This is a genomic window from Acinetobacter sp. V91_7 (assembly GCF_031799075.1).
Classification (GTDB): domain Bacteria; phylum Pseudomonadota; class Gammaproteobacteria; order Pseudomonadales; family Moraxellaceae; genus Acinetobacter; species Acinetobacter calcoaceticus.
In genome coordinates this window covers 1-25,585 of record NZ_JAVQNT010000022.1, presented here as the reverse complement: position 1 = coordinate 25,585, position 25,585 = coordinate 1, and the positions used below count along the sequence as shown (strand labels likewise).

Genomic DNA, 25,585 nt, shown 5'->3' with positions numbered 1-25,585 from the left:
ATAACTTATTCATCATCTAACTCCTTGTAATTTATTGCATTGCATCAACACAAAATTTAGCTATTGCGCATAATTGCTCATCTTTTTGATGCTTCGATACGATCTGTAAGCCCACAGGTAAACCTTCGCTGGTTTCAAGTGGCACTGAAATGGCGGGATGTCCTGATAAATTAAATGGTCGTACTAAACCCGTCAGATTCAGAAAAGCGACTGTATTTTCAGCTTCAGCAACTTTTGGTGGAATTTGCGGAAGTGTCGGTAAGATCAATGCATCATATTTTTCTAATAAAGCATCAAGTTCTTGAGTCAGCTGCTGCTTCACAACTTCGGCTTGTTTTACTTGCTCTAAGGTAGTTTCAGCAGCTTTTAACAGGCGATTATTTACATCAGTACCAATTAAACCTGTTTTGGTTAACTCACCAAAAGCTTGCCAGTTTTCATAATTAATAATCTGCATGCCTGCGTCATAAGCAGCTTCAAAATATTCAACTTTTTCTAAAGTGGACTGTAAATTCGCTTTTTGAAGTGCTTGTTGAATGCAATTCCAAATAACCTCATCTGCTTTTACATCTAAAACAGCAAGTTTTGGTGCTTGAGTACATTCAATAGGCTTGAAAGTTGGGTCAATAATTTGCATGGCTTTTTCAATCATTTCGACTGAATTTGCAAAAGGACCAACGCAATCTAAAGAACTGGACGGCGGATATACGCCTTTTCGACTTACACGACCAAAAGTCGGTTTTAAACCAAAAACTCCACAGCACGCAGCTGGCATACGAATAGAGCCACCCGTGTCGGTACCTAAAGTAAAGTCAGCTTGTTTTGCTGCAATAGCCGCAGCCGAACCACTTGAAGAGCCACCAGGAATAAGTTCAGGATATTTTGGATTAATGGGTGTACCAAAAGCGTGATTAATGCCAGTAATGCCAAAAGCCAATTCGTGCAAATTCGTTTTCGCAATAATTTCACAATCTGCTTTTAAGATGTTTTTAACGACCTCAGCATCATCCTGAGCAGGTTCAACATCTAATAAAGCTCGACTGCCAGCAATGGTTTTTAGACCCTGAATATCAATCGTATCTTTGACCATCACCTTGAGCTTGCCACTTCCTTTGTGCACGCTTTGGCTAACAATATTCATTCACTTTTCCATGTATTTTTATCAATTGATTAAAATATGGGAAAATTTAATGGAATTGTCAAGTATTTTTTATAATTTGTACTCAAGGAAATATGCAAAATTTTGTTTATAATAGGATTACCCTTTTTTCCTAAGTTATTGCTTAGCTATGCTTGATCATTTAGAACAATTTCTTCCTAATAAAGAACCGTCGAGTATTCAAAATTTCCCTTTTTTTTGGATTTCCCAAGTTAATGGAAAATATTCACAACTTATTGAAAAATCAATAAAAAAACTAGGTATCGACAATACACGCCGTAAAATTATTTTAAGTACCAATGCCCTTGGAGAAGCAAGTATTACCGATATTGCTAATCTTTCTACTTTAAAATTAACTACTGCAACCAAGGCTGTATATCGGTTAGTTGAAGATGAAATTGTTGAAGTCTACTCTTCTACTTCGGATGAACGGATCTCAATGGTGAAATTAACTGCCAAAGGTGTTGAGCTGGTTGAACAGATTAATCAGATTAGTGTTGTGACCTTGGCTGGTATTTTGAATGCTTTTTCAGAAGATGAGCTCCACAATCTAAATAACCAGTTGAAGAAATTATTTGATCTTATGCCTTCAAGCTAACTGAGGTCTCTTATTCATCTTGTTTTAAACACGAAAGAGTAAGCAGAAAACCGATATGATCTTCTGCTTACTTTTTTAAAAATTATTAATATTTATCAAAAATTTAAAATCATAAAACATCATTTTCTTGCTACAAATCATAATAATTTCTAAATTTTCCGACTGTTTAAATACCTATTAGGTATCCAAACATACTTAATAAGTAATGGAATTTTACATATAAAAAGAAAATAATATTTCCATCATATAGGAATTCTACCCCTCTTCTTTAACTATCTTTGTCTGTATATGCAGTTTGTATATAAGGCAATTCTTCAATCAAACAGGTTATTTATTTTTCAAAAGTTATTGGGGGGACACCAAACTATCTTTTAGGAAACATAGATAGCCGAGATTCAACTTCTCTAAAAGAGTTTTATACATAAGGATTAAGTGTATGAACCAAAGTAATATCGCTGTTGAAAGGACACAAAAGAAAACCAATGCATATGCATGGTACGTGGTCATACTTTGTATGTTGGCCTATATATTCTCATTCATTGATCGCCAAATTCTGGCACTTATGATCGAGCCGATCAAAGCCGATCTTCAACTTTCAGATACCCAGTTTAGTCTATTACATGGCCTTGCCTTTTCACTGTTTTACGCCGTAATGGGTTTACCTTTAGCCTATATTGCCGACCGTTTTTCGCGCCCAAAGCTTATTTCAATCGGCATTATTGTCTGGAGTTTGGCAACAGCCACTTGTGGTTTAAGTAAAAACTTTATTCAACTATTTTTAAGTCGTATGGCTGTTGGTGTAGGCGAAGCTGCCTTATCTCCTGCTGCATATTCAATGTTTAGTGACATGTTCAGCAAGGACAAACTAGGTCGCGCTGTTGGTATCTATTCTGTTGGAGCGTTTTTAGGTGGCGGTATTGCCTTTTTAGTCGGCGGTTATGTCATTAATTTACTTAAAGGCGTGACTTTAATTCAAGTTCCTTTATTAGGCGCACTTAAGGCATGGCAAATCGCTTTTTTAGTGGTGGGTTTACCCGGCATCATTATTGGTTTGTTATTTATCCTGACAGTTAAAGACCCAGCACGTAAAGGTCAGCAGCTCAACCAAAACGGGCAAGTGGACCAAGTTAAATTCACACAATGTCTTCAGTTTATTAAAAAGCATTCGAAAACCTTTGCCTGTCACTATTTAGGTTTTACCTTCTATGCTATGGCGCTCTACAGTCTTACTAGTTGGACACCCGCATTTTATATCCGAAAGTTTCAACTTGCGCCGACTGAAACAGGCTATATGCTCGGCACAATTCTGTTAATTGCAAATACATTAGGGGTGTTTTGTGCAGGTTGGTTAAATGATTGGTTTATCAAAAAAGGACGCCAAGATGCTCCAATGATTACAGGTGTGATTGGTATTGTTGGTCTTATTATTCCAATTTCGTTTTTTACCCAAACAGACCAACTCTGGCTTTCAGTGAGCCTACTCATTCCAGCAATGTTCTTTGCATCGTTCCCTCTAGTGATTTCCGCAACAGCCTTACAAATGTTAGCGCCAAATCAATTTAGAGCACGCCTTTCAGCTCTCTTCCTTTTGATCAGTAACTTAATTGGGCTTGGTATTGGCACAACACTGGTCGCAATCATTACAGATAAAGTTTTTGCTAATCCTTTAATGGTTGGCTCATCTTTATCTATTGTCGGTGGGTTCTCTTGTGTGCTGGCTTTAATTTTACTTTTCAAAGGCTGCAAATTCTTTAGTGAAAGTATGAAGCTTGAAAAATTAAATTAATTGAAGCAATCACCTGCTATTTAACAGTGCTCCCTTTAAGAACTTAGGGAGTACTACACAAATATTTCACAATACGTAATGCCTAGGACTGGCGCATAGATTTTGGGAATGGATTATGGAATTATTACACCGCTTTAAACCGCAGCCTTTAGCTATAGCAACTTTAGTATTGATGTGTAGCAATTCATGGGCTGCAAACCCGAATCAGCAAACTGAAGATGAATGGAAATTCACTTTAAAAAATGCCTATATCAACCGCGATTTTGATAACGATGCACTCAAAGATACTGGCAGTTGGTCTCAGGCGGCCTCTTTATTTTATAAATCGAAAATGCATGACACCCCACTAGTAATAGCAGACAAGCCAATCACCATTGGTGCAGATGCTTCTGTTCAATACGCTGTTCGTTTGAGTTCAGATAAACATGTCGCCGACACCGTTTTACCTTTTAATAAGGAAACGCAATCTCAGGCATCTGACTATTTAAAATACGGGGCCACTTTAAAACTTGGCTATGACAAAACACTTTTAAGTGTGGGTGAGCTTTGGTTGGATTTACCCGTAACTGCCGTAGATGCTAGCCGTCAGTTACTCACTTCGTATTGGGGAACCAATCTTAAATCACAACTTTCAGATCAACTCTATGCTGAAATTGGTCGGGTTGAAAAAGTCTCGCCACGAAATGAAGAAGATTTTAAAAAGTTTTCTTTCACTGCAAATGGAATTACCAAAGAATCTGATGGTTTGAATTATATTGACCTGCGTTATCAATTTACGCCATCACTCAAAGGCGAATATTACTTTGGTAATTTAGAGGATCTGTATAACAAGCATTATGTGGGACTTGAGCATACATGGAAGCAGCCAACTTTTGCCCTAACTTCCAAGTTTAAATACTTCAATGCAAAAGATGATGGCAATACTTTTGATATTGATGCGCAGAACATCGGCCTACTTGAAACTGTAAAAGTGAGAAACCATACCTTTGGTTTAGGCTACCAACAAATTATTGGTGAATCAGCTTATCCACTACCAGATGGCTTCTTACCTGAAACCTATTTCATTAACTGGAACGCAACTGGATTCTTTAAAGAAGATGAAAAGTCTTACCATGTGATGTATGGCTACGACTTTAAGGACTATGTACCAGGCTTAAATGCGATGGTGAAATATGTTTATGGCCATGACTTTAAAGCAGCCAATGGTGAGAAAAACCAAGAAACTGAGTCGAACGTGATTTTAAACTATGCGTTTCAGCAGCCGTTCTTAAAAGGTGTTGCTCTGCAATACATTCGCATTGATTACAATGTTAAACATGGCAATGATTTTGGTGAAGACCGTTTATTTGTCAATTACACCAAGAAGTTCTAAATATAAAAAATTACCCCCTAAAATTTAGGGGGTAATTTTTATCCTAATTTATTGACCAACCTTAAAGGCAAAACCTTCATTGCAATACTCATTGGCAACCATGGCCACTGTGGCACATAAGCTTTCACTGGTTGTTTTTCGATAGCTTTGACAAGTGCTTTGCACCCTGTTTTAGCATCTACTTCAAATGGCAAATGTTTAGCACCTTCATTCATTTCAGTGCGAATGTAACCCGGGAAAATTGTAGAAACTTTAATTGGGGTATCCAGTAATTCAGCACGAATACCTTCAGCCAAGTGAGCAACCGCAGCTTTACTTGCCGCATAGGTCGATAAATGTTTTGGTAATCCACGCATGGCACTCATGGATGACATCACCACCAAATGACCTGCGTTTTGCTCTCTAAAAATTTCAACCGCCGCTTCACACTGCGCTAAGGCAGAAATAAAGTTGGTTTCAGCGGTGGCTTTGTTAATTTCAAAATTGCCTTTACCAATACGACGACCATTTCCAACTCCAGCATTGACAATAATTCGGTCCAAATAACCAAACTCTTGCTTAAATGCACGAAAGACTTCGAAAACCTGATCGTAATGAGTCACATCCAAACTTTTTGCAATTACTTTTATACCATACTGATTTTCAAGTTCAGTTTTTAAAGTCTCTAATCGGTCTAAACGGCGTGCACAAAGCGCCAAGTTATAGCCTTTCGCTGCAAATTCATGAGCCATACCCGCACCCAACCCAGAACTTGCACCTGTAATTAAAATTGTCTTTGCCATGCTTTTATCCTTATTTTTAAATCCATGTCAGCAAATCTGGACGCTCAGCTTTTATAAAATGATGTTCATTTAAACTTAAAACCTGAGCTTCATTTCCAACTAAACGTAAAGTGGTGAGACTTGTATTGGTAATTGCCCAGTTCAAGGCAAAAGTTCGATTGGGACTCAGTTCAAGTAATTTGCCAATTGCTACAGAAATCACACCACCAGAGGTAAAAACAACTGCATAACGAGGTTTGGTTTTTGCCAATTCATCACAAAGTTGTTGTAGTGCCGTTTCAACTCTATCTTTAAAATGCGGCCATGACTCATCATATTCATGATGAAAATCGCCATCAGTCCATCGTCCAATTGCGCCTTCAAATATTTTGGCAAGATAGGCACGCGGGTTCTGTTCTTGTGCTACGTCAGCTTTTAACAATTCCGGTTGTTCAAAACGTGGTTCATAGCGTGCAAAAACCTGCTGATGATTAAACTCGTTCCATAGACTATTGTGATCAATCACAGCATCTGGAAAGCATTCATTTAATGCGAGTTGTGCAGTTTGCTCGTGGCGCTGCATGGTTCCGGCCACAACATAAGGTTGCTCTTTCAATATTTGTTTAAAATAACGACCTAATAAAGTCGCTTGAGCCTCACCATTTTCAGACAACTCATCATAATTACTTTTCCCAAATGATGCCTGTCCATGTCTTACCAGATAAATTGTGGTCATTTTCTTAAAATACCCTGTATTTTCTGTAGAGATTGCTGAGCAAATTCCGATTCTTGAATTTTTTGTTGCCCAATAAGTTTTAAAGCTCGCACATGTAACGCATGAATGACGATCCAGAAGTCTTTAAAAGCTGGATTTCGCGTTTGTTTATGGTAATAGCGGTAGTAAATTTGCTGAGCGATCACTGCTAAACGGAATACGCCAAATACCTCATAAAAAGCCCAATTTTGAGGGTTCAAACCTGTTTTTTGCAGGTAATAATCAACAACTTCTTTACGAGAGAACATTCCCTTTAAATGGGTAGGCTGACGGCGTGTCGATCTGAAAATCATATTATCCGTAGGCTCAACCCAATAGGCTAAAGCACTGCCTAAATCCATTAATGGATCACCCAGCGTTGCCATTTCCCAATCCAACACGCCAATCACTTCAGTTAGATGCTCTGGATCTAAAATCACATTATCAAATCGCCAATCGTTATGAATAATGCAAGTCGTGGAATCTTGAGGGACATTATCTTTCAACCATTTTCGAACATATTTAAATGAAGGAACATTGAGCGTTCGGGCCTTTTCATAACGCTTATCCCAACCTTCGACTTGTCTACGGCAATATCCTGTACCTTTGCCCAGTTCAGCTAAAGGCGTGTTTTCATAAGGAACTTGGTGTAATTCAATGAGTTTATCAAGCACATTTACACAAAGTTGGTGAACATCCTCTTCATTAAATCTAAGCTCGGGCGGCAATTTTGCACGAGGAATAATTCCTTCAATGCGTTCCATGACATAAAAATCACAGCCAATAACGGTTTCATCCTGACAAAGTGCCACCATTTTAGGAAGCACTGGATAATAAGGCGCAAGATTTTTTTGCACCATAAATTCACGGGCCATATCGTGGGCTGACTTCGCTTTTGTTCCTTTTGGAGGACGTCGTAAAATTAAATCGGTATTTTCATACTTTAAACGATAAGTCCAATTTGAAGCACCACCTGTATATTGGGTCACGATTGCTGGGCCAACCAACTCAACACCTTGGTTCTTTAACCAGCTTTCAACTGCTCCAATATCAAGTTCTTCACCTTCACGTACTTCACCGCCTATATCAATTACCGACATTCTAATTTCCTTTAAACTTATACTTTCTTATGACGACCATAACCACGTTTGGCTAACTCTAATTTGGCAATCATGCCTTTATGTACTTCATCTGGACCATCAGCTAAACGTAAACTACGCGCTTGAGCAAAGAAACCTGTTAATGGTGTATCTCTTGAAACGCCCGCGCCACCATGTAGCTGAATTGCCATGTCGACTACTTTTTCTAAAACACTTGGAGCCACCACTTTAATTGCAGATATTTCTGTTAAAGCGGCCATATTCCCTAAAGTATCCATTTTATAGGCTGCATACAAGGTTAAAAGCCGAGCTTGGTCTATCGCTACCCGTGCATCAGCTACCCGTTCGAGGTTCCCACCGAGTTTTAAAATTTCTTTGCCAAACGCTGTTCTAGACATACCACGGTCAATCATCAGTTCTAAAGCTTTTTCAGCAGCACCAATACAGCGCATGCAATGGTGAATACGTCCGGGCCCTAAACGGCCTTGAGCAATTTCAAAACCTTGACCTGCACCACCAATAAAGTTTTCAAGAGGTACTCGAACATTATTAAAATGAACTTCACCGTGTCCATGTGGCGCATCGTAGTCACCAAACACAGGTAACATCCGCTGAATTTCAACACCCGCCGTATCAATAGGTACTAAAACCATGGAGTGTTGATGATGACGGTCTTTGCTTTCATCTGGAGTATGAGCCATAAAAATAATGACTTTGGCATTTGGGTCACCTAAACCAGACGACCACCACTTTTTGCCATTTAAAACAATTTCATTCCCTTCTATGAGTGCAGTAGCTTGCATATTTGTTGCATCGCTTGAAGCAACGTCTGGTTCGGTCATACAAAAAACCGAGCGAATTTTTCCATCTAATAACGGCTGTAACCATTGCTGTTTTTGCTGTTCACTGCCATAGCGCCATAACAATTCCATATTCCCTGTGTCAGGTGCGTTACAGTTAAAAACGGTAGGTGCCAATAAGCTACGGCCAGTTAATTCAGCAATGTGAGCATATTCTTGAACTGTTAGCCCTGAACCAAGCTTGTCATCTGGTAAAAACATATTCCAAAGGCCAGCTTGCTTCGCTTTAGATTTCAGCGTTTCTAGGAGTGCTGGCCACTGCCATTTTTTCCAGTTTCCATCCGGATTTAGCTCATGAACTTCTTCCCAAAATTTTGCTTCAACAGGTTCTATTTCTTCTTGAATAAATTTTCTTGTTCGCTCGACAAAATCTTGAGCTGTTTTTGAGAGTTCAAACATTCTTTTTTTCCTTTACATCATTATCTTGTCTTTACATCACCATAACTTGAAACTTAATATGAATGAAATGATTTTATTAAATAACACATCATGAATAATATTCATAACCTGCATGGGCTCGACTTAAGCTTTTTCCATCGAATAGATATCAATTTATACCCGCTTTTTATCGCGATTTATGAGCAAAAAAGTATTTCGAATGCGGCAAGTAGTCTTAATATTACGCAATCGGCAGCAAGCCACGCCTTACAAAGGTTACGTCAACAACTTGAAGATGATGTATTTATACGTGTAGGCAATAAAATGTCTGCAACGCCTTTTGCAGAACAGATTTATCCCACTGTGAAGCAAGCACTTTTAACCATTCAAAATATTAGCCAGCAGAAACATGCCTTTGACTCAACCAGTTTAAAAAACTTAAAAATCGCCGTGCATGATGAAATCGAGCCTATTATTCTTCCAAGACTTGCTCAACATTTTCAAAATCTTAATTTAGATTTGCAGTTTGTGAGTATGAAGCTAGATCGAAAACATATTATGGCGGACTTGGCGACGCAGCAGCTCGATTTCGTGATTGATTTGGAACAATACTTATCTCCAAAAATTACCTTTGACCATCTGGTAACAGATGAATTTGTCATTTGCAGTCAACTTAAAGAAGTCGATTTATCTAGTTATATCAATGGTCGACACATCGGTGTTTCGTCACGCCGTACTGGTGCTTTACTTGAAGATATTTATTTAAACCAACATCAAAAAATTTCAAGAAATGTATTCATGCGCTGTCAAAACTACTCAACGGCGTTACAAGTTTTGGGAGCTCAAGCTAACGCAATATTGACTATGCCCCGAATGATTTTGCAGCATTTATCCTATAGTTCGGAAATTCGTTTGCATTCACTCCCATTTGAGATGACCAATATCAAAATGGGGATGTTTTGGCATGAAGATTTAAGGGATAATTTAAGGCATCAATTTTTGCGACATGAAATTATTAAACTTTTTCAATAAAGCAAATTGATCTACTAACGCCTACATCGTACAAGGACCTGTCATGAGTAAAGATGAACGAATAATCCAAAATCAGGACAACAAAAAAACGATTCGTCATGAAGATTACATTGCTGGCATCGGTAAAGGCATGGCAATTTTAGATAGTTTTAGTAGCAATCAACATCGCCTAAACATTTCTATGGCTGCTGAAAAAACCGGACTTACCCGAGCGGCAGCAAGACGCCATTTATTAACCTTAGAATATCTAGGTTATCTTGAGTCAGATGGCCACTATTACTATTTAACCCCAAAAGTCCTGAAATTTTCAGGAGCATATTTGGGCGCTGCTCAACTTCCAAAAGTATCGCAGCCTTTATTAAACTTATTAACTAACCAAACCTCTCTTATTTATTCTGTGATGGTACTTGACGGTTATGAAGCCATTACCATTGCGCGTAGTGCGGCCCACCAACAAACCGACCGCGTAAATCCATACGGCCTACACTTGGGTAACCGCTTACCTGCTCATGCGACCTCGGCGGGTAAAATTTTACTAGCACATTTAAGCCAAGAAGAACAATTGGACTGGCTTCAAAAATACCCACTACAGCGTTTAACCAAATATACGCATATTGAAAACGATAAATTTTTAGAGTTACTACAAAAGATTCGAGAACAAGATTGGTGTTATTCACGGGAAGAACATGAATTAGGCGTTCACGCACTCGCCGTACCTATCTATGGGCAAGACTTTAAAGTCGTTGCTGCTTTAAATATTGTTTCTCCAACCATGAAAACAACTGAAGAATATTTAATTCAACACATTTTGCCTTTATTGCAAGAGACTTCGCGGGATTTGAGACAAGTTCTTTAAATCTTACTTAGGCTATTTCCATGGAATAAATTTTATTATTTGCTTAGGCTATTTTGGTGAACGGTAATGGTCAAATGGATATGCTTAGGCTATTTTTAAAAGTAATTAAATGGAATTTTTAAATAACGGACACCATTCGCTTCAGGTTCCGGAAAATTTCCTGCATTCATATTAATTTGTATTGAAGGCAAGATTAATTTTGGCATTGGTAAAGTTGCATCTCTTTCTTGACGCATTTTTATGAATGACTCTTTAGAAACTTGTCGGTTTAAATGAATATTGCTTTGCTTTTGAGTTTTAATGTCTGTTTGACAGATGTATTCATCTCGACCTTCTGGCTTATAGTCATGGCACAAAAACATGCGCATCTCATCAGGAAGAGTATAAAGCTGTTGTACCGAGTCATAGAGCGCAGCAGCGCTTCCTTTAGGAAAGTCACATCTGGCCGAACCATAATCAGGCATAAATAAAGTATCACCCACAAAAACAGCATCAACAATTACATAGCTTAAGCAAGCAGGTGTATGCCCAGGTGTAGGAATGTTATAGGCTGCTATATCCCCTATTTTAAAATGCTCGTGATCTTCGAATAAATAATCAAAAGGCTGATTTTCATTAAATTTTTTAAAGTCAAAATTATAGATAGTAGAAAAAGTTTCTTGTACTACTGAGATTTTTTGACTAATTGCAATTGTGCCACCCAATTTAGATTTTAAATATTGGGCCGCGGTCATATGGTCTGCGTGTACGTGGGTTTCTAAAATCCATTGCACTTTGAAGTTTTGAGCCAAGACATAATTGATAATTAAATCGGCATTAGTCGTTTTTGTAGTCGCAGAAGCTGCATCGTAGTCAAGTACACTGTCAATAATGGCGCATTGACACGTAACCAGATCCGCAACAACATAGCTAAAAGTATTGGTATTTTCATCAAAAAAATCTTTTACTAGAGGTTGTTGCATAGGTTTAATTTCCTTTATTTAAAACTCGGTAAATCAACATTCCTAATAACATTGCGACAATAAAATAAAGTGCTTCAAAATGTCCTAACCCAATAAGCGTTAAAGCGGGCGCTGGACATATGCCAGCTATTCCCCAGCCTATACCGAAAATAAAAGCACCAACAATTAGCCTTTGGTCAATCTGTGTATTCATTGGTAATTGAATTTGTTCATTAAAAAGTGTTTTTGGACTTTTTATAGCCTTTTGAAACGGAATAAATGCCACAGCAATAGCACCTAACATTACAAACATTAAGCTGATATCCCACTGTCCAAATATATCTAGAAAACTTAAAACTTTTTCAGGATTAGACATGCCAGAGATCATTAAACCCAATGAAAACAAGCTACCAAATATAAAAGCAAAGATATTTTTCATAGGATTACCCCAACACATGACGAATGATATAAACAGTTAACATGCCAGCAAACATAAAAACTGCTGTCGCTATCATCGAGCGTTTTGATAACCTGCTCATGCCACAAATACCATGGCCACTTGTACAACCAGATCCTAGTCGTGTTCCAAAGCCAACAAGTACACCTGCTAAAATAAGTGCAACCGTATTAGCTTTAATTTCAATTTCTGGCTGATAAAAATAACCATATATGAAAGGTGTAATCACCAGTCCAGCAATGAACCAAAATGCAGAACTTTTAAAGGTGTCTTTAGTGGGATTTATGATTTGAGCAAGCAATCCACTAATTCCAGCTATACGACCATTTATATATAAATATCCTACTGTTGCGATGCCCAATAGCAAGCCGCCCAAAAAGGCATGGATAATATTTAACATAGGTTTACCCAAACAATATATGTTTTTATAATATGTATTATACGCTGATTCTTTTAGAAATACTTAAAACAAAACTCTCAAGTATATAATTCATCTTAACAAAAAAAAGCCCCAAGATTTTGGGGCTTTATCATTAAATTAGATCTTTAATGCCTAATTGTTCAGGTAACTTTTCCATGACTTTATTCAGTCTATTATTCGCAGGAGACATACAACCTGTGTAATGGCTTAATTTTGTTTCCGTGCCATTTGGTTGAATCCATGAAATGTAATAGCTAGACATATCAGTTGCAGTTTGCTGACAACCCGCAGTTTTTGATTGTGTACCTGTTTGTGGTCGATAAGTTTTTAAATCATCCGCAAGTTTTTGATAGTCTTTTACACTGCCTTGAATTTCTTTAACACCTATAGCTTTAGTATATTGCTTGCCTTCAAAGCGAATTAAACCCGTAGGTGTTACTTCTACAGAATAGATTGGGCATGCGCCAAAGCATGGACTAGAAGCATAACGAATTGTCTCTTGTGTATTCGGTGCTTGCTGAACAGAAGCACAACCCATCAAAGCTAAACCAGATAAAGTTGCAAGAACCAAAAATCTCATCGTATCACCTATTATTATCAAGTGGCTTTAATTTATCAAATCATACACTTCTTGTCATTAAAGACTATTTTTTGTGATTGTTTTCATTAATTCACGTACCATTGTACTTAGGCTATTTCCATAATAATCAAATATCATAATCTAAATCGCATAAAAAAAGGCCCATCTTACGATGAGCCTTAAGCCAATAAAAGCTTAAAATCCTGAAATACAAATTATTACTGGGTAGTAATAACCTGCAACACCATTCTAACGTAATGCTATAAATTATATAAATATAATATAAATATATATTTACGCTTGTTTTTTCAACAAAAAAAACCTGATTTTTAAGTGTAATAAGTTAATAATGTTTATTTCTAATTAAAATTCACCATCTTAAGTTAAACAAAACTTAATAAACAAATAAGATTTATTTATAGGTAAAACATTGTGAAAAATATCTAACAGTTCGGCTACATCTAGGGTTCAAGCCTTATCAAGCTTAGGAATATTTTATGTTTTGCAATAAGTTAAAGCACTTTTTTACTATTTGGTAAAGCTATCTAGTTAAAATAATAGAACTTACTATCAGGCTTTAATACAAAAAACATATTAAAGTTAAAGGCAAAAGAGAAATGCTCTCTTTTGCCTTATTTAATTACTGTTCCAAACTATAAGCGACTACATAATCACCATGATCAGGAGACTGACGAGCACCGCCTGCCGTAACAACCACATATTGTTTACCTGTTTTCGGTGAAACATAGCTAATTGGGGTTCCTTGGCTACCCACTGGCATACGTGATTTCCACAGTTCTTTACCTGTAGATGAATCAAAAGCACGTAAGTAGTAATCTTGCGTTGCAGCGAAGAAAACCAGACCGCCTTGGGTTGCCATTGGTCCACCAATAGTTGGCATACCAATTGGTGCTTTTAAGCCCATTTTGATACCCATAGGTCCAGTATCCTGTACTGTACCAAGCGGTACTTGCCATGCAATCTGACGAGTTTTTAAGTCAATCGCAGTCATGGTACCAAATGGAGGTTTTTGACACGGAATGCTAAGAGCCGACATAAAGCGGTTTTTATTCACTTTATATGGTGTACCTTTCATTGGCACAGCGCCCATACCCGTATTTACTTTCTCTCCACCACTCGCCTGAATCTTAATGTCTTCAGGGGTTTGTTCCATTAACTGAATCCATAATCCAAGACGCATATCGTTTACGAACATATAGCGATGTGTCGGATCAAAAGCAATGCTACCCCAGTTCATACCACCCAAAGAGCCTGGGAAGCTTAGTGAAACATCAGTACCCGGTGCAGTAAATAGACCTTCGTAACGCATTGACTTAAAGTTAATACGACACATGAGCTGATCAAACGGCGTTGCACCCCACATATCTGATTCAGTTAAAGTCTGATTACCAATTTGAGGCATTTCAACAGAACGCGGTTGAGTTGCACTGTATTGCTCACCCGGAATATTGGCAGGCTTAACTGGCTGTTCAATCACTTTAGTTAATGGTTTACCAGTTACACGGTCAAGCACAAAGAATTGGCCTGATTTGGTTCCAATTACAACAGCAGGTTTAGTCGTACCATCTTTTAATGGGAAGTCGACTAGGCTCGGTTGCATTGGCAAGTCAAAGTCCCATAAATCATTATGAACAGTTTGATATACCCACTTTTCTTTACCTGTTGTCGCATCAAGTGCCAAAACAGAAGTATTATATTTATGATCTAACGGATTACGGTTACCACCCCAAATGTCGACAGATGAACTACCCATAGGTAAGAACACCGTATTCATTTGCGGATCATAAGACATTGCAGCCCAAGAGTTTGCTGAACTACGTTTATACGTTTCACCCGGTTTAAGAACATAGTTAGGGTTCGGATTACGTGCGTCAAATGCCCAGCGAAGTTTACCGGTAATCACGTCATAACCACGGATAACACCACCCGGCATATCTGCAGCAACGTTATCGGCAATACGGCTACCCACTACAATGGTTGTACCCGCAATAGTCGGTGCAGAAGTCACTTCAAAACGTGGAGCTTTGGTTCCAGCCCCAAGACCTTCTAACAGATCAACCGTTCCATTTACACCAAAATCAGCACAGCGCTGACCGTTATCTGCATTGACTGCAATTAAACGACCATCAGGTGTATTTGTATATAAACGGCGTGGACATGCCGTATTGGTTGCAACTGTGGTTACTGCATTTGCACCAGCCAAAGTTGGTTGTACAAGTGGCTTAGTCGAATCAAAATATGCAACACCACGGCAGCGCTCCCAAGCATCGGCTTTAGAGTTCACCTCAGCTTTCCAGAGCTGTTTGCCTGAATCAGCATCGATCGCAAAAATATTATTATGTGGTGTACATAAAAAGACTTTATTCCCAACCTGTAGTGGGGTCATTTGGTCTTCAGCACCATTACCACTACCCGTTGTAAAATCACCTGTTCTAAAACGCCAAGCTTCTTTTAATTTATGAACGTTATCTCGGTTAATTTGATCGAGAGCAACAAAGCGACTACCACCAGCATCATTTCCATAATTTTCCCAATTCACCTGTTTTTTAGCAGGATCAACTGGTACTAAAGGTAGCTTTTCACCTGAACTTGCTACTGTTGGATGTGGTTGGAACATTTGGTAGAGCGCAATCAACATACCGACAACAACTAACCCACCAACTGCATAAGATGAAGATGCCAAGCTAGTTTGAAATTGGTAACGTCGAATTGAAGGCAAAGTAAATAACAATGCGGCAAAAAGGCCAGCAGGAAACATTAACCGCGAGAATAACGGCCAGAATTCCCAACCTGCATCAATCAGCGACCAAATTACGGTGCCAACAAAAACAGCCGCAAATATCCAGACACCAAGTGCCTTTTTACGAAAAATACTAAATGCAGAAATGGTAATCAACAGCCCTGCGACTAGGAAATACCAAGATCCACCTAATGACACTAGCTTTCCACCGCCTACGATGTAAAAAACACCAGTAGCCAATAAAACTAGGCCTAATAGAAAACACCATATTTTGAATAAGATATGAAACTTAGAATCTGACTCAGACATAGATCCTACTCCACATATACTGAACACAATAGTTCAAGCATTTGGGCCAGTTAAACTATGTCTAACCAGCCATCAACATTGTTAAAAATTGACTTTTACGCTAAGACCAGCCACCCAAGCATCATCGACCGCTTTTACACCGGCAGGTTGATGGATATATTGAATGTTTGGACGCAACATAACGGCCGGAGACCATTGATAGGTATAGTTCAACTCGACATTTAGTTCGTCGTCTTGAATTGGAATATAGTCAGATGCAATCGCATCATAGCTATAGTATCCACGACTTTCGTTCGTTGCGATCTGCTTATCTTTAGCACGATCATTGACCACATAATTGGCAATACCAAAACCAATCGAATCATTTGGACGGCTATCAAACGGCCCTTTATACCAAAGTGCAAGTTGTTGTGTACTTTGAACAAAGGTGGTTGCTTTATCATTTACAACACCGTTCAAGCTTACGTATAAACCACGTTTAGGGTCTTCACCTTTATGGGTAAGTTGTTGCTGAGCATTAATCCAGAAACTTTGTTTTCCGTCATGAACTTTGCCGGCAGTTTTAATGTCATTCGCTTCTGCGGTTGAGTACAACGCCCCTACTTTATATTCACCCGGTAAGCCATTAAAAGCAGCAAGTTTTGGTTTCCATGCAAGCTCAACCGGTATGGTTGCACCCTTCACGTTGTTCATATCCAGATTAAAACCATCACTGTTTGATTCGGTTTTAATGTTGTCAGGATTTACCTCATAAACACCCAATCCCAATGTCCACTCAGGCGCAAACTGATATTTAACGTTTGTAGCCCAAACACCGACTGGTGAGTTGTACCAAATTGAACCGATTGATTTTCCTAACTGCCCACCGCAAAGCAATAAGTTCTGAAACTCACATTGAGAAGCATTAAAGTCCTCTGACATACCCATACGGCCCACTTTGACCTGTACTGTGTTATCAGCAAAACCTTTTTTGACCCATGCCTGAGACAGGCGCCAGATTTTACCGCGGCCATAAATCTCTTGAGCATTACCTAATTGGCTAGAACGCGGGTCTTTAATACGCTCTAAAGTGAGTGCATTCCCGTCACGTTTAGTCACGACTAGGCTCGCTGTTGTATCTTTCCATCCAGCAATTTTTTCTAAATCGAAGTTTGCACCTAAAGAAAGTTGTGCAGCATTTTCAAAAGTATTGCTGTCGTTGTAACCACCATCTAAATTTGTGGCAGCTTGGCTCATGATAGAAGCTGTAAATTTATAGCCCTGTTGCTCTAGTTGCTGACGCTCACCATTCCAGTCGCCAAGCAACCATTGACGGTCTTGCGACCACGGCTCATTCGCAAGCGCAAATTGGCTACCTAATACAGCGATTGTTAATACACTCAGTTTCATTAAATTCGGCATTTTAAGTCCCTTTTATCATTTCTATATTTCTATGCTGCGCCTCAGTTTGAGGCGCTTTCCTTATTGTTATTTAACACTTGTAAAACCAAGCTCAGAAGTTGCACCAAAACGATCAGTGATATTCGCTGTAATTGAGGCAACTTTTACAGTTGGCTTCCAATTCGTTTTTGCGATTCCTTGTGCATCTGTAGCAACTATTATTGCCCCTAAATATTGCTCAGCTTCTTTTGATGCCGCATTTTGATTACCAAAAAATTCAACTTGGTAACGTTGATTTGGTAAACCATTAACTTCTACCGCAACTGAACCCTTATTCGCAGTTAATTTAGGAGCTTTAATACCCTGATTAGGTTGAGCATTACAGCCTTGTTCATTTGGTTGAGTACATGTTTTTTGTTGTTTAGATGGATCAACAACTACACCACCACCACGAGAACCTACAAATCCTTCGTGCTCAAGTGCAGGTACACCAAATACAATTGCACCTAAACGCTGATTCGGTACACATGAACCACCTGCTTCACAGCGCTTAATATCTTTACCATTGTCCCAAATCAGGTTTTTAGTCAATGTAATTTTTGCATTTGCATCTTTTTCCGAACGAATCGCGACACCAATACGGTTACCATGCACTCTGTTGCTATCGAGAATGTTGCCATCGCCAGTCATATTAAAACCAATCGAGTTATTGGTCATTTCATTGTAGGCAATATAGTTACGCTTACCCCAGTTAATCTGTAAGCCATCCGAATAGTTTTCGAATTTATTACCGACTACGGCATTGTCATTACCCCACAAAATTTCAATACCTTGTGATGGCTCTGGGTTTGCTTTAGTTGAAACAAAATGGTTATTTGCAATCAGGTTAAAAGCAGCACCGCGGGTTAGTTCTAAACCATCGCCATTGTCTTGGAAGATGTTGTCTAAAACTTTATTGTTATTGGTCGTGGTTGCCGTTGGGTTACCTTGCCCATCATCACCAGTAAGCATGACACCAGCACCACCGTAGTTATTACTAATACGGTTATGTTGAATGAGGTTGTTGCTTGAACGGTTGATCAATACACCAATACAGAAACGATGAATATCTAGACCTTTTAACGTGACGTTATTTACATCGCGTAGTACTAAGCCCGGTAAAGTCATGGTCCGCACATTGGTTCCATACTGTTCAGGGTTTGCGCCTGGGCAAGCTTTCGCACCTTCGCCTTTAATATAGTTTGAACCATCGATCGCGATATATTCACCAGTTTTATCCCACTGGGTACCAATGATTTTGACCGGTGCTTTAATCTCAGGAAGCGCGCTGTTTAATTTGATTGCATAGGGTGCTTTGCCCACTGCCTGAATCAAGATTTCGCTCGCATCGGCTGGGTTAGTATTGGCTTGCTCAATTGCCCAACGTAAAGAACCTTTGTTGCTGTCGTCCTGATAACGGTCAACAACATAAGTTTGCGCAGCAGCTACACCTGAAACCATCAAACCTAATGCAAGAGTAGTTAAACGTAATGTATTCATTTCATCATGTCCTTATGATTTATGGGTTTGTTGGTTGAACGGTTTTTAAAATCTGTTTTAGCTTGGTCACATCAATTTGCCCCGGTGCGGATGCTTCACCAATCATGCCAAAGCTATAACTTCCGCCCATATTGGCTGTCGCAACACGAGAGATCGTCCCTAACTGCCCCATTGACATGGTCAATAAAGGTTTAGTGGTTTGCTGACTCACTTTTAAAGTCGCGTTCATTAGAGTGAAAACGTCTTGTTTAGATTTTGGCATCACTGCAATTTTGAGAACATCTGCGCCCATCTGATCTTGTTTTAACAAGCGTTTTTCAATTTCATCTTGGCTTGGTGTTTTTTGGAAGTCGTGATTAGACATCACAACAAGAACTTTCTTTTGATGTGCTTTTTGAACAATTTCTGAAACTACTTTTTGATCACGGAACATTTCAACGTCTAACCAGTCCATGAACGGATTTTTTAAATAAGCCTGATAGGTCTTACCATAATCCACATCACTAATTTCAAGTTGACCACCTTCGTTTTTAGTACGAATTGTGACAATCATTGGCTTATTGCCTAAAATCTTTTTCAATTCATGACCTAACGCAATGACTTGTTTTGTATCACTAGCAAAACTCAATAAATCGATTCGAAACTCTGCCAAATCAGCATCTGCCGTATTTGCAATAACTTGAGCTTGCGCTAAAGCTTGTTCTTTAGTTTTTGCTGTAATCGGAACAATCGTTTTAACGGCTGTACTCGCAGGTTGTGTTTGAGCGGCTAAAGCAACAGGTTCAGCATTCACCTGAGCTGTAAAAAATGGGAGTGCAAGCAAACTTAAGCTTAATAATGTTTTCATGTTCATATCATTCATCCTTAAAAAGGCTACACGCATCCATAGACGAGCATGTGTAGCCTTGGGTGTTTCTTAAATATCAAAAAATACAGTTTCGTCATCGCCTTGAATACGAATATCAAAGCGGTAAACAACTTCACCGTTTTCTTCAAAACGCTTTGCAATAAGTGTTTGACGACGTGGTGCCCATTCAATGCTATTTAGAATCGGGTCATTGGCATTTGCTTCTGCTTCATCTTCAAAATAAACACGCGTATTAAGACCTAAATTAATACCACGAGCGAAAATCACTAAAGCAATATGAGGTGCCTGAGTTGAACCTTTACGCCCCGCAGTTGCGCCCGGTTTAATGGTATTGAAACTCCAAATACCTGTTTCAAAGTCTGCACCAGTACGGCCCCAACCTTGAAAAGCTGGGTCAGCTTTTTGCTCACGAGTATCAGCCTGACTTGGGTAAATACCATTTGCATCGGCCTGCCAAATTTCGATAAGCACATCGCGTAGAGGTAAACCTAACCCGTCAAATACTTGCCCTTCAAGACGGATACGCTGGCCTTGGGTCTGGTCTTGTACAAGCTGGTTATTAAAGTTGTTTTCAAAAACTTCGATATTTGCTTGTTGTGGTAACAAACCAATGTGAACGTAAGGACCACCCGTTTGAGATGCAGTTTCTTTTAATTCCTGAAAATTCCAGTTATTCATGCTAAGGCTCCTGATTAAGTCAATTCGTTTTCGAAGTAAGTCGCTCGACGTCCACGTAAAGTGATGTCAAAACGGTAACAACGGCTATCAGCTTCGATAAAGTTGTTTTTATCTTCTAGTGCAATTAGTGCACGACGTTGATCTTCAGAAGGAATGGTTTTTAAAATCGGACAAGAGTCGATTAAAGTATCACCTTCAAAATAAAACTGTGAAATCAAGCGCTGAGCCCAACCATCAGCAATTAAAGAGAAATGAATATGTGCCGGACGCCATTCATTAATACGGTTACGCCACGGATATGGACCCGGTTTAATGGTACGGAAAATATAAAAACCATTTTCATCCGTTAATGTACGACCACAACCACCGAAGTTAGGGTCCATGGCACCAATAAATTTATCGTTTGGATGACGGTAACGACCTGAAGCATTGGCTTGCCATACTTCTAAAAGCGCATTTTTTACAGGACGACCAAATTGATCACGAACATAGCCATGAACAATGACACGCTCACCAATTGGCAAACCATCTTTGGCATAGTTCAAAATCAAATCGTTATCTTTTGGGCCAAACAGATTTGAAGAAAAATGCGGTGCAGTGACTTCAGTTAAAGTCTCGTTAATAGAGATCAATGCATTTTTTGGCGAACGTAATACACTTGTTTTATAACCTGGCGTATACGCTGGTGGATGATCATCTGTATTACGTTGGGCGTAAGCACCCCAGCTATGTTGTGACATCTTTATCTCCTTAATCCTGTTCTTTCGCTGCAACTGGGCTTACTTCTATCCCCAATTCTTTAAAGACTTCTTCAGCCATATGCATTGCAGCGTTTGCAGCAGGTAAACCTGCATAGAGTGAGCTATGTAAGATCAACTCTTTTAAATCTTCTTTGGTTACACCATTGTTGAAGCAAGCACGTAAATGCATGCGTAGTTCATCTTCACGACCAAGCGCCAATAAAATTGCGATAGTCACTAAACTACGTGTGTGACGTGGTAAACCCGGACGAGACCACACCTCACCCCATGCGTAACGGCTAATAAAATTTTGAAAATCTTGGTTAAAGTCATTCAAGTTCTGCAAAGACCGACCAACATGCTTTTCACCTAAAACTTCAGTCCGTACTTCAATGCCTTGTTTATAGCGTTGTTCATCATTCATTGTGATAGACCTCCATTAAGTTGCATCGGTATGAGCAACAAGTGATTTAACAAATACAGCAACAGCCGCAGCAGTCGCTGGAATCAGTAATAAACTGAGAATGGCAGTAAACGACCAATCATTACCGAGTAGTACTGCACCAATCCAAGCACCAAATACTGCACCGAAACGTCCAATACCTGTCATCCAAGACACACCCGTTGCACGGCATTGGGTTGGATAGAAACGTGCACTTAAAGCTGGCATTGAAGATTGCGCACCGTTAATCGCGATACCAGCACAAAGCACCAATACAGCAAGTAAAGTTGAATTTCCTAAGCTTTGACCCACAGCAATTGCAAATAGACCTGCGGCAAAGTAGAAAATAGCAATCACTCGGTTCGGGTTGAATTTGTCCATCGCCCAACCAATAAATAATGCACTCACCACACCACCGAACTGGAACAACCCACCAATAAATGCAGCACGTTCCATTGAAGCACCTGTTTCACGCATGAGTGTTGGTAACCAGCTTGTAAGCAAGTAAACAACAACCAATCCCATGAAATAGGTCAACCAAAGCAAAAGTGTTCCTTTCGCATATGGTTTAGAAAACATAATTCCAAAAACATTTTTCTTTTGAGCCGTTTCAGTTTTCTCTTCTGGAACATAAAAAGTGCTTACGTCTTTAACTTGAGTTGGCGCAATATGATTTAAAATTTTGCGTACTTTCTCTGGGTCTTTACCTTTAACAATTAAAAAGCGGTAAGACTCAGGTAAAACGAAAATCACTAAAATCATTAAGATCAGAGGTGACCAGCCACCCAGCAAAAATAGACTGTGCCAACCGTAAGTCGGAATGAGCCAGCTACTAATAAAGCCACCTGTTGCCATACCTAAGTTGTAGCCACAGAACATACATGTCACCAGTAGTGAACGAATGCGTGTTGGACAGTATTCAGAAAATAATGTGGTGGCATTTGGCATAGCTGCACCCAGCCCAATACCTGTCAAAAAGCGCAATACAACAAGGCTATCCAGATTTGTGGCATAGGCAGATGCCAAGGTAAAACCACCAAAAATCAGCATTGAAACGGCCAAAACAATTTTGCGACCAAAACGGTCAGCTGTCGGGCCAGAAACCAAAGCTCCAATAATCATTCCACCAAGTGCAGCACTCATCACTGGGCCTAACTGAGAACGATCAACGCCCCAGTCCTGAGCCAAAGCTGGAGCGATAAAACCCATTGCAGCAGTATCGATCCCATCAGTAAAAATAATTAAGAAACAGATGATTGCGATCATCCATTGATACTTACTGAGTGGAGCATCATTAATCAGTGCTTGAGCATCGATACTTTTGTTTGGTGCAGCGTAATCCTGAGACGCCATATTTGCCTCCTTAAGGCCAATTCCTTTTAAATCACTAAGCTATTAGATTTGCTGAATAAACCTAGTCAATTCCTGAGTAAATCTTTGTGGTTGTTCAATATTAGAAAGATGAGATGCTTCCAATTTTGCAAGTTGGCTATTGTTGATAGCACGCTGCATAAACTCAGCATCTGCTACTGTAGTCACTGGATCATATGTCCCTGCAACCAGCAGTACCGGAATCTGGATTTGTGCAATTTCATCTCTTAAATCAGCATGTGCTAAAGCACGACATGCATTGGCATAACCTTGTGCGGGTGTGTTTGCGAGACTTTGAATCGTCGTTTGTGCAACCACATTATGTTGATAGTCGAATTTTTCGCTAAACCAACGTGTGTGCGTGGTCTTAACCAATTCAGCTAGTCCATTTTGTTCTACTGATTCAGCGCGGCTTAACCAAGCATCAGCCTGCCCAATTTTGGCTGCTGAATTTGCAACAGTAATGCTATGAAAGCGCTCTGGATAATGGATACCTAACCAAAGCCCTGTAATTCCACCCATTGAAATTCCACAAAAATGAGCTTTTTCAACGTTTAAGGCATCTAAAATATCAGCAACATCTTCACCTAAATTTTGTAAAGATGATTCAGCGATCACATCACTTTCGCCATGGCCACGTGTGTCGTATGTAATGACATTAAAATGACTTTTAAGCTCATCTACTTGTGGCTGCCACATTCCATGATCTGTTCCTAACGAGTTAGATAACACAAGTGCTGGAGCATCTTTTAATCCGTCGGTATATACAGCGAGCTGTTTACCTTGTCGATTGGTTATAAGCTGTTTCACTTTATGTCTCCTCCTTGTGCTTCTTGCAGAACAGCATCAATTTGAGCTTGAATGTTGCCCAAATAGTTTTCTGCTTTAAATATTTCCAAAATTTCTGTTGGGGAAAAATGTTCTTTTACTTCATCTAACTGACTAACAACTTGAGATAAATGCTGGTTTTGAGCCACGGCTGTTTTACAAGCTGCTTCAACAACATGATGTGCATTTAAACGTCCAATTTTTGGGGCCAGTGCCATCATCACAGCTTCCGCCATAATCAACCCATTGGTACATTCAAGGTTTCGTTGCATATGCTCAGCATTAACTTCAAAACCTTGTAAAACTTCACCAGTACGACTTAATGCTCCAGCACATAGCTGAAAAATTTCAGGGATTGCCAGCCATTCTGCATGCCACGCACCTAAGCTACGCTCATGTTCCTGCACCATACTTTGATAGATGCTAGACATAAGTGCAGGTACACGATTTGCTGCTGCAAGTACTGAAGCTGCTGCCACTGGATTACGCTTATGAGGCATGGTCGATGAACCACCACGACCTTTTGCAGTTGGCTCAAACAACTCTGCAATTTCTGTTTGCATCATGAGTGACCAGTCACGCGCCATCTTGCCCGTATTCCCAACAATCATGCCGAGTACACTTGCGATTTCTACAATACGATCACGCTCACCATGCCACGTACTTGTTGGAACACTCAAATTCAGTTGTTTAGCAAAAGCATTTACCACAAGTGAACCTTGATCTTGCAAAGAAGCTAATGAACCCACAGCACCACCTAACTGAGCAGTGAGTACACGTGGTTTGATTGCTTGTATACGGTCCAAATCACGTTTAAATGCAGAAGCCCAACGTGCAAGCTTATGTCCTAAAGTAATTGGCAAAGCTTGCTGTAACCATGTACGCCCAATCATGACCTGATGGCGATATTGCTTAGCTTGTTGTAATGCAGTGGTGTAGCACTGTTGAAGTTGTGCTTCCACAATGTTCAACGCATCACGGCATTGCAAAATACATGCTGTGTCTAAAATATCTTGACTCGTTGCGCCCCAATGCACATAACGTGAAGCATCTTCATCAACATCTTTAACAATTGCCGTAAGTTGTTTTACAAATGGAATTGCAATATTCCCAGCTAGGCCAGTTGCCACAGCCAAAGCTGGAAAATCAAACTTTTCTAGTGCCTGCTCAGCTACTTGTGCAATTGTATGAGCAGCATTTTGAGGAATCACGCCAACTTGTGCCTGTGCTTGAGCTAGCGCAACTTCAACCCGAATCATATATTTGATTAAAGCTGAATCACTAAAGATGTCAGTGACGTCTTTTTGATAAAACAAGCTGGCATATAACTGGCTCATGATTAAACTCTCTCAATAATGAGTGCAATACCTTGGCCTACCCCAATACACATTGAACATAAGGCATAACGACCGCCTGTTTGCTCAAGCTGGTTTAAGGCTGTAGTCACCAGGCGTGCACCTGAGGCACCAAGTGGATGACCCAAAGCAATTGCTCCACCGTTTGGATTAACCTTGTCAGAATCATCTGGCAAACCTAAATCACGGGTCACTGCCAAAGCTTGTGCAGCAAAAGCTTCATTCAACTCAATCACATCCATCTGCTCTAAAGTCAGGT

General features: G+C 39.5%; 24 protein-coding genes and 1 pseudogene. 5 read left to right on the top strand and 20 right to left on the bottom strand.

Annotated features, from left to right (window positions below):
* Positions 1-31: 31 nt before the first annotated feature.
* Positions 32-1,141 carry an amidase gene (locus RMB03_RS03410; RefSeq protein WP_311073892.1) on the bottom strand — a complete coding sequence of 370 codons (1,110 nt, stop codon included), beginning with the start codon at positions 1,139-1,141 and terminating at the stop codon, positions 32-34.
* 148 nt (positions 1,142-1,289) lie between these two features.
* On the opposite strand from RMB03_RS03410, the gene RMB03_RS03405 reads away from it, so the two are divergent.
* The 3 genes from RMB03_RS03405 to RMB03_RS03395 all read left to right on the top strand — a co-directional run bounded on the left by RMB03_RS03405 (position 1,290) and on the right by RMB03_RS03395 (position 4,915).
* Positions 1,290-1,757 (top strand): MarR family winged helix-turn-helix transcriptional regulator, encoded by a 468-nt coding sequence (locus RMB03_RS03405; protein WP_004642999.1) that lies wholly within the window; start codon positions 1,290-1,292, stop codon positions 1,755-1,757.
* Positions 1,758-2,193: 436 nt separating this feature from the next.
* Positions 2,194-3,543 (top strand): MFS transporter, encoded by a 1,350-nt coding sequence (locus RMB03_RS03400; RefSeq protein ID WP_045431323.1) that lies wholly within the window; start codon positions 2,194-2,196, stop codon positions 3,541-3,543.
* A gap of 115 nt (positions 3,544-3,658) precedes the next feature.
* Entirely contained in the window at positions 3,659-4,915 is a 1,257-nt protein-coding gene (locus tag RMB03_RS03395) for an OprD family outer membrane porin (RefSeq protein WP_311073889.1), read from the top strand.
* A gap of 38 nt (positions 4,916-4,953) precedes the next feature.
* Here the strand turns inward: RMB03_RS03395 and RMB03_RS03390 are convergent, their stop codons facing one another.
* Genes RMB03_RS03390 through RMB03_RS03375 form a run of 4 tightly spaced genes read right to left on the bottom strand, consistent with a single transcriptional unit; the run spans position 4,954 to position 8,789 of the window.
* Complete coding sequence (locus tag RMB03_RS03390) at positions 4,954-5,697, bottom strand: SDR family oxidoreductase (RefSeq protein ID WP_311073886.1); 744 nt, start codon at positions 5,695-5,697, stop codon at positions 4,954-4,956.
* A gap of 16 nt (positions 5,698-5,713) precedes the next feature.
* Positions 5,714-6,412, bottom strand: coding sequence for a histidine phosphatase family protein (locus RMB03_RS03385; RefSeq protein ID WP_311073884.1), 699 nt, complete (start codon positions 6,410-6,412; stop codon positions 5,714-5,716).
* Complete coding sequence (locus RMB03_RS03380; RefSeq protein ID WP_311073882.1) at positions 6,409-7,530, bottom strand: phosphotransferase family protein; 1,122 nt, start codon at positions 7,528-7,530, stop codon at positions 6,409-6,411. Before RMB03_RS03380 ends, RMB03_RS03385 begins: the two co-directional genes overlap by 4 nt.
* A gap of 17 nt (positions 7,531-7,547) precedes the next feature.
* Positions 7,548-8,789 (bottom strand): acyl-CoA dehydrogenase family protein, encoded by a 1,242-nt coding sequence (locus RMB03_RS03375; protein WP_311073880.1) that lies wholly within the window; start codon positions 8,787-8,789, stop codon positions 7,548-7,550.
* A 90-nt stretch (positions 8,790-8,879) separates the two neighbouring features.
* On the opposite strand from RMB03_RS03375, the gene RMB03_RS03370 reads away from it, so the two are divergent.
* Both RMB03_RS03370 and pcaU read left to right on the top strand, forming a co-directional pair.
* Complete coding sequence (locus RMB03_RS03370) at positions 8,880-9,800, top strand: LysR family transcriptional regulator (RefSeq protein WP_311073878.1); 921 nt, start codon at positions 8,880-8,882, stop codon at positions 9,798-9,800.
* Between the two features lie 43 nt (positions 9,801-9,843).
* Entirely contained in the window at positions 9,844-10,656 is an 813-nt protein-coding gene (pcaU, locus tag RMB03_RS03365; RefSeq protein WP_311073876.1) for an IclR family transcriptional regulator PcaU, read from the top strand.
* Between the two features lie 95 nt (positions 10,657-10,751).
* Here the strand turns inward: pcaU and RMB03_RS03360 are convergent, their stop codons facing one another.
* The 15 genes and pseudogenes from RMB03_RS03360 to RMB03_RS03290 form a co-directional block, all read right to left on the bottom strand.
* Entirely contained in the window at positions 10,752-11,618 is an 867-nt protein-coding gene (locus tag RMB03_RS03360; RefSeq protein WP_311073875.1) for an MBL fold metallo-hydrolase, read from the bottom strand.
* Between the two features lie 4 nt (positions 11,619-11,622).
* Entirely contained in the window at positions 11,623-12,036 is a 414-nt protein-coding gene (locus RMB03_RS03355; protein ID WP_311073873.1) for a DUF6691 family protein, read from the bottom strand.
* 4 nt (positions 12,037-12,040) lie between these two features.
* Positions 12,041-12,454, bottom strand: a complete 414-nt coding sequence (locus tag RMB03_RS03350) for a YeeE/YedE family protein (protein ID WP_056480460.1) — start codon at positions 12,452-12,454, stop codon at positions 12,041-12,043.
* Positions 12,455-12,587: 133 nt separating this feature from the next.
* Positions 12,588-13,046 carry a DUF6438 domain-containing protein gene (locus RMB03_RS03345; RefSeq protein WP_081407642.1) on the bottom strand — a complete coding sequence of 153 codons (459 nt, stop codon included), beginning with the start codon at positions 13,044-13,046 and terminating at the stop codon, positions 12,588-12,590.
* A 649-nt stretch (positions 13,047-13,695) separates the two neighbouring features.
* Complete coding sequence (locus RMB03_RS03340) at positions 13,696-16,125, bottom strand: glucose/quinate/shikimate family membrane-bound PQQ-dependent dehydrogenase (protein WP_311073870.1); 2,430 nt, start codon at positions 16,123-16,125, stop codon at positions 13,696-13,698.
* A gap of 81 nt (positions 16,126-16,206) precedes the next feature.
* The gene (locus RMB03_RS03335) at positions 16,207-17,526 is read right to left on the bottom strand and encodes a carbohydrate porin (RefSeq protein ID WP_311073869.1); all 1,320 of its coding nucleotides are present in this window, start codon (positions 17,524-17,526) and stop codon (positions 16,207-16,209) included.
* A 66-nt stretch (positions 17,527-17,592) separates the two neighbouring features.
* The gene (locus RMB03_RS03330) at positions 17,593-19,044 is read right to left on the bottom strand and encodes a right-handed parallel beta-helix repeat-containing protein (protein WP_311073867.1); all 1,452 of its coding nucleotides are present in this window, start codon (positions 19,042-19,044) and stop codon (positions 17,593-17,595) included.
* Between the two features lie 19 nt (positions 19,045-19,063).
* Complete coding sequence (gene aroD / locus RMB03_RS03325) at positions 19,064-19,891, bottom strand: type I 3-dehydroquinate dehydratase (RefSeq protein ID WP_311073910.1); 828 nt, start codon at positions 19,889-19,891, stop codon at positions 19,064-19,066.
* 69 nt (positions 19,892-19,960) lie between these two features.
* Positions 19,961-20,590 (bottom strand): protocatechuate 3,4-dioxygenase subunit alpha, encoded by a 630-nt coding sequence (gene pcaG / locus RMB03_RS03320; protein WP_003652024.1) that lies wholly within the window; start codon positions 20,588-20,590, stop codon positions 19,961-19,963.
* Positions 20,591-20,604: 14 nt separating this feature from the next.
* On the bottom strand, positions 20,605-21,330 hold the full coding sequence (gene pcaH / locus RMB03_RS03315; RefSeq protein ID WP_003652026.1) for a protocatechuate 3,4-dioxygenase subunit beta: 726 nt from the start codon (positions 21,328-21,330) through the stop codon (positions 20,605-20,607).
* Between the two features lie 10 nt (positions 21,331-21,340).
* Complete coding sequence (pcaC, locus tag RMB03_RS03310; RefSeq protein ID WP_003652028.1) at positions 21,341-21,754, bottom strand: 4-carboxymuconolactone decarboxylase; 414 nt, start codon at positions 21,752-21,754, stop codon at positions 21,341-21,343.
* Positions 21,755-21,769: 15 nt separating this feature from the next.
* Entirely contained in the window at positions 21,770-23,125 is a 1,356-nt protein-coding gene (locus tag RMB03_RS03305; RefSeq protein WP_005040146.1) for an MFS transporter, read from the bottom strand.
* 42 nt (positions 23,126-23,167) lie between these two features.
* Positions 23,168-23,953, bottom strand: coding sequence for a 3-oxoadipate enol-lactonase (gene pcaD / locus RMB03_RS03300; RefSeq protein ID WP_017391413.1), 786 nt, complete (start codon positions 23,951-23,953; stop codon positions 23,168-23,170).
* Entirely contained in the window at positions 23,950-25,308 is a 1,359-nt protein-coding gene (gene pcaB / locus RMB03_RS03295) for a 3-carboxy-cis,cis-muconate cycloisomerase (protein ID WP_311073859.1), read from the bottom strand. Before pcaB ends, pcaD begins: the two co-directional genes overlap by 4 nt.
* A 2-nt stretch (positions 25,309-25,310) precedes the next feature.
* Positions 25,311-25,585 (bottom strand): annotated as a pseudogene (locus tag RMB03_RS03290) (acetyl-CoA C-acyltransferase); the annotation flags it as partial.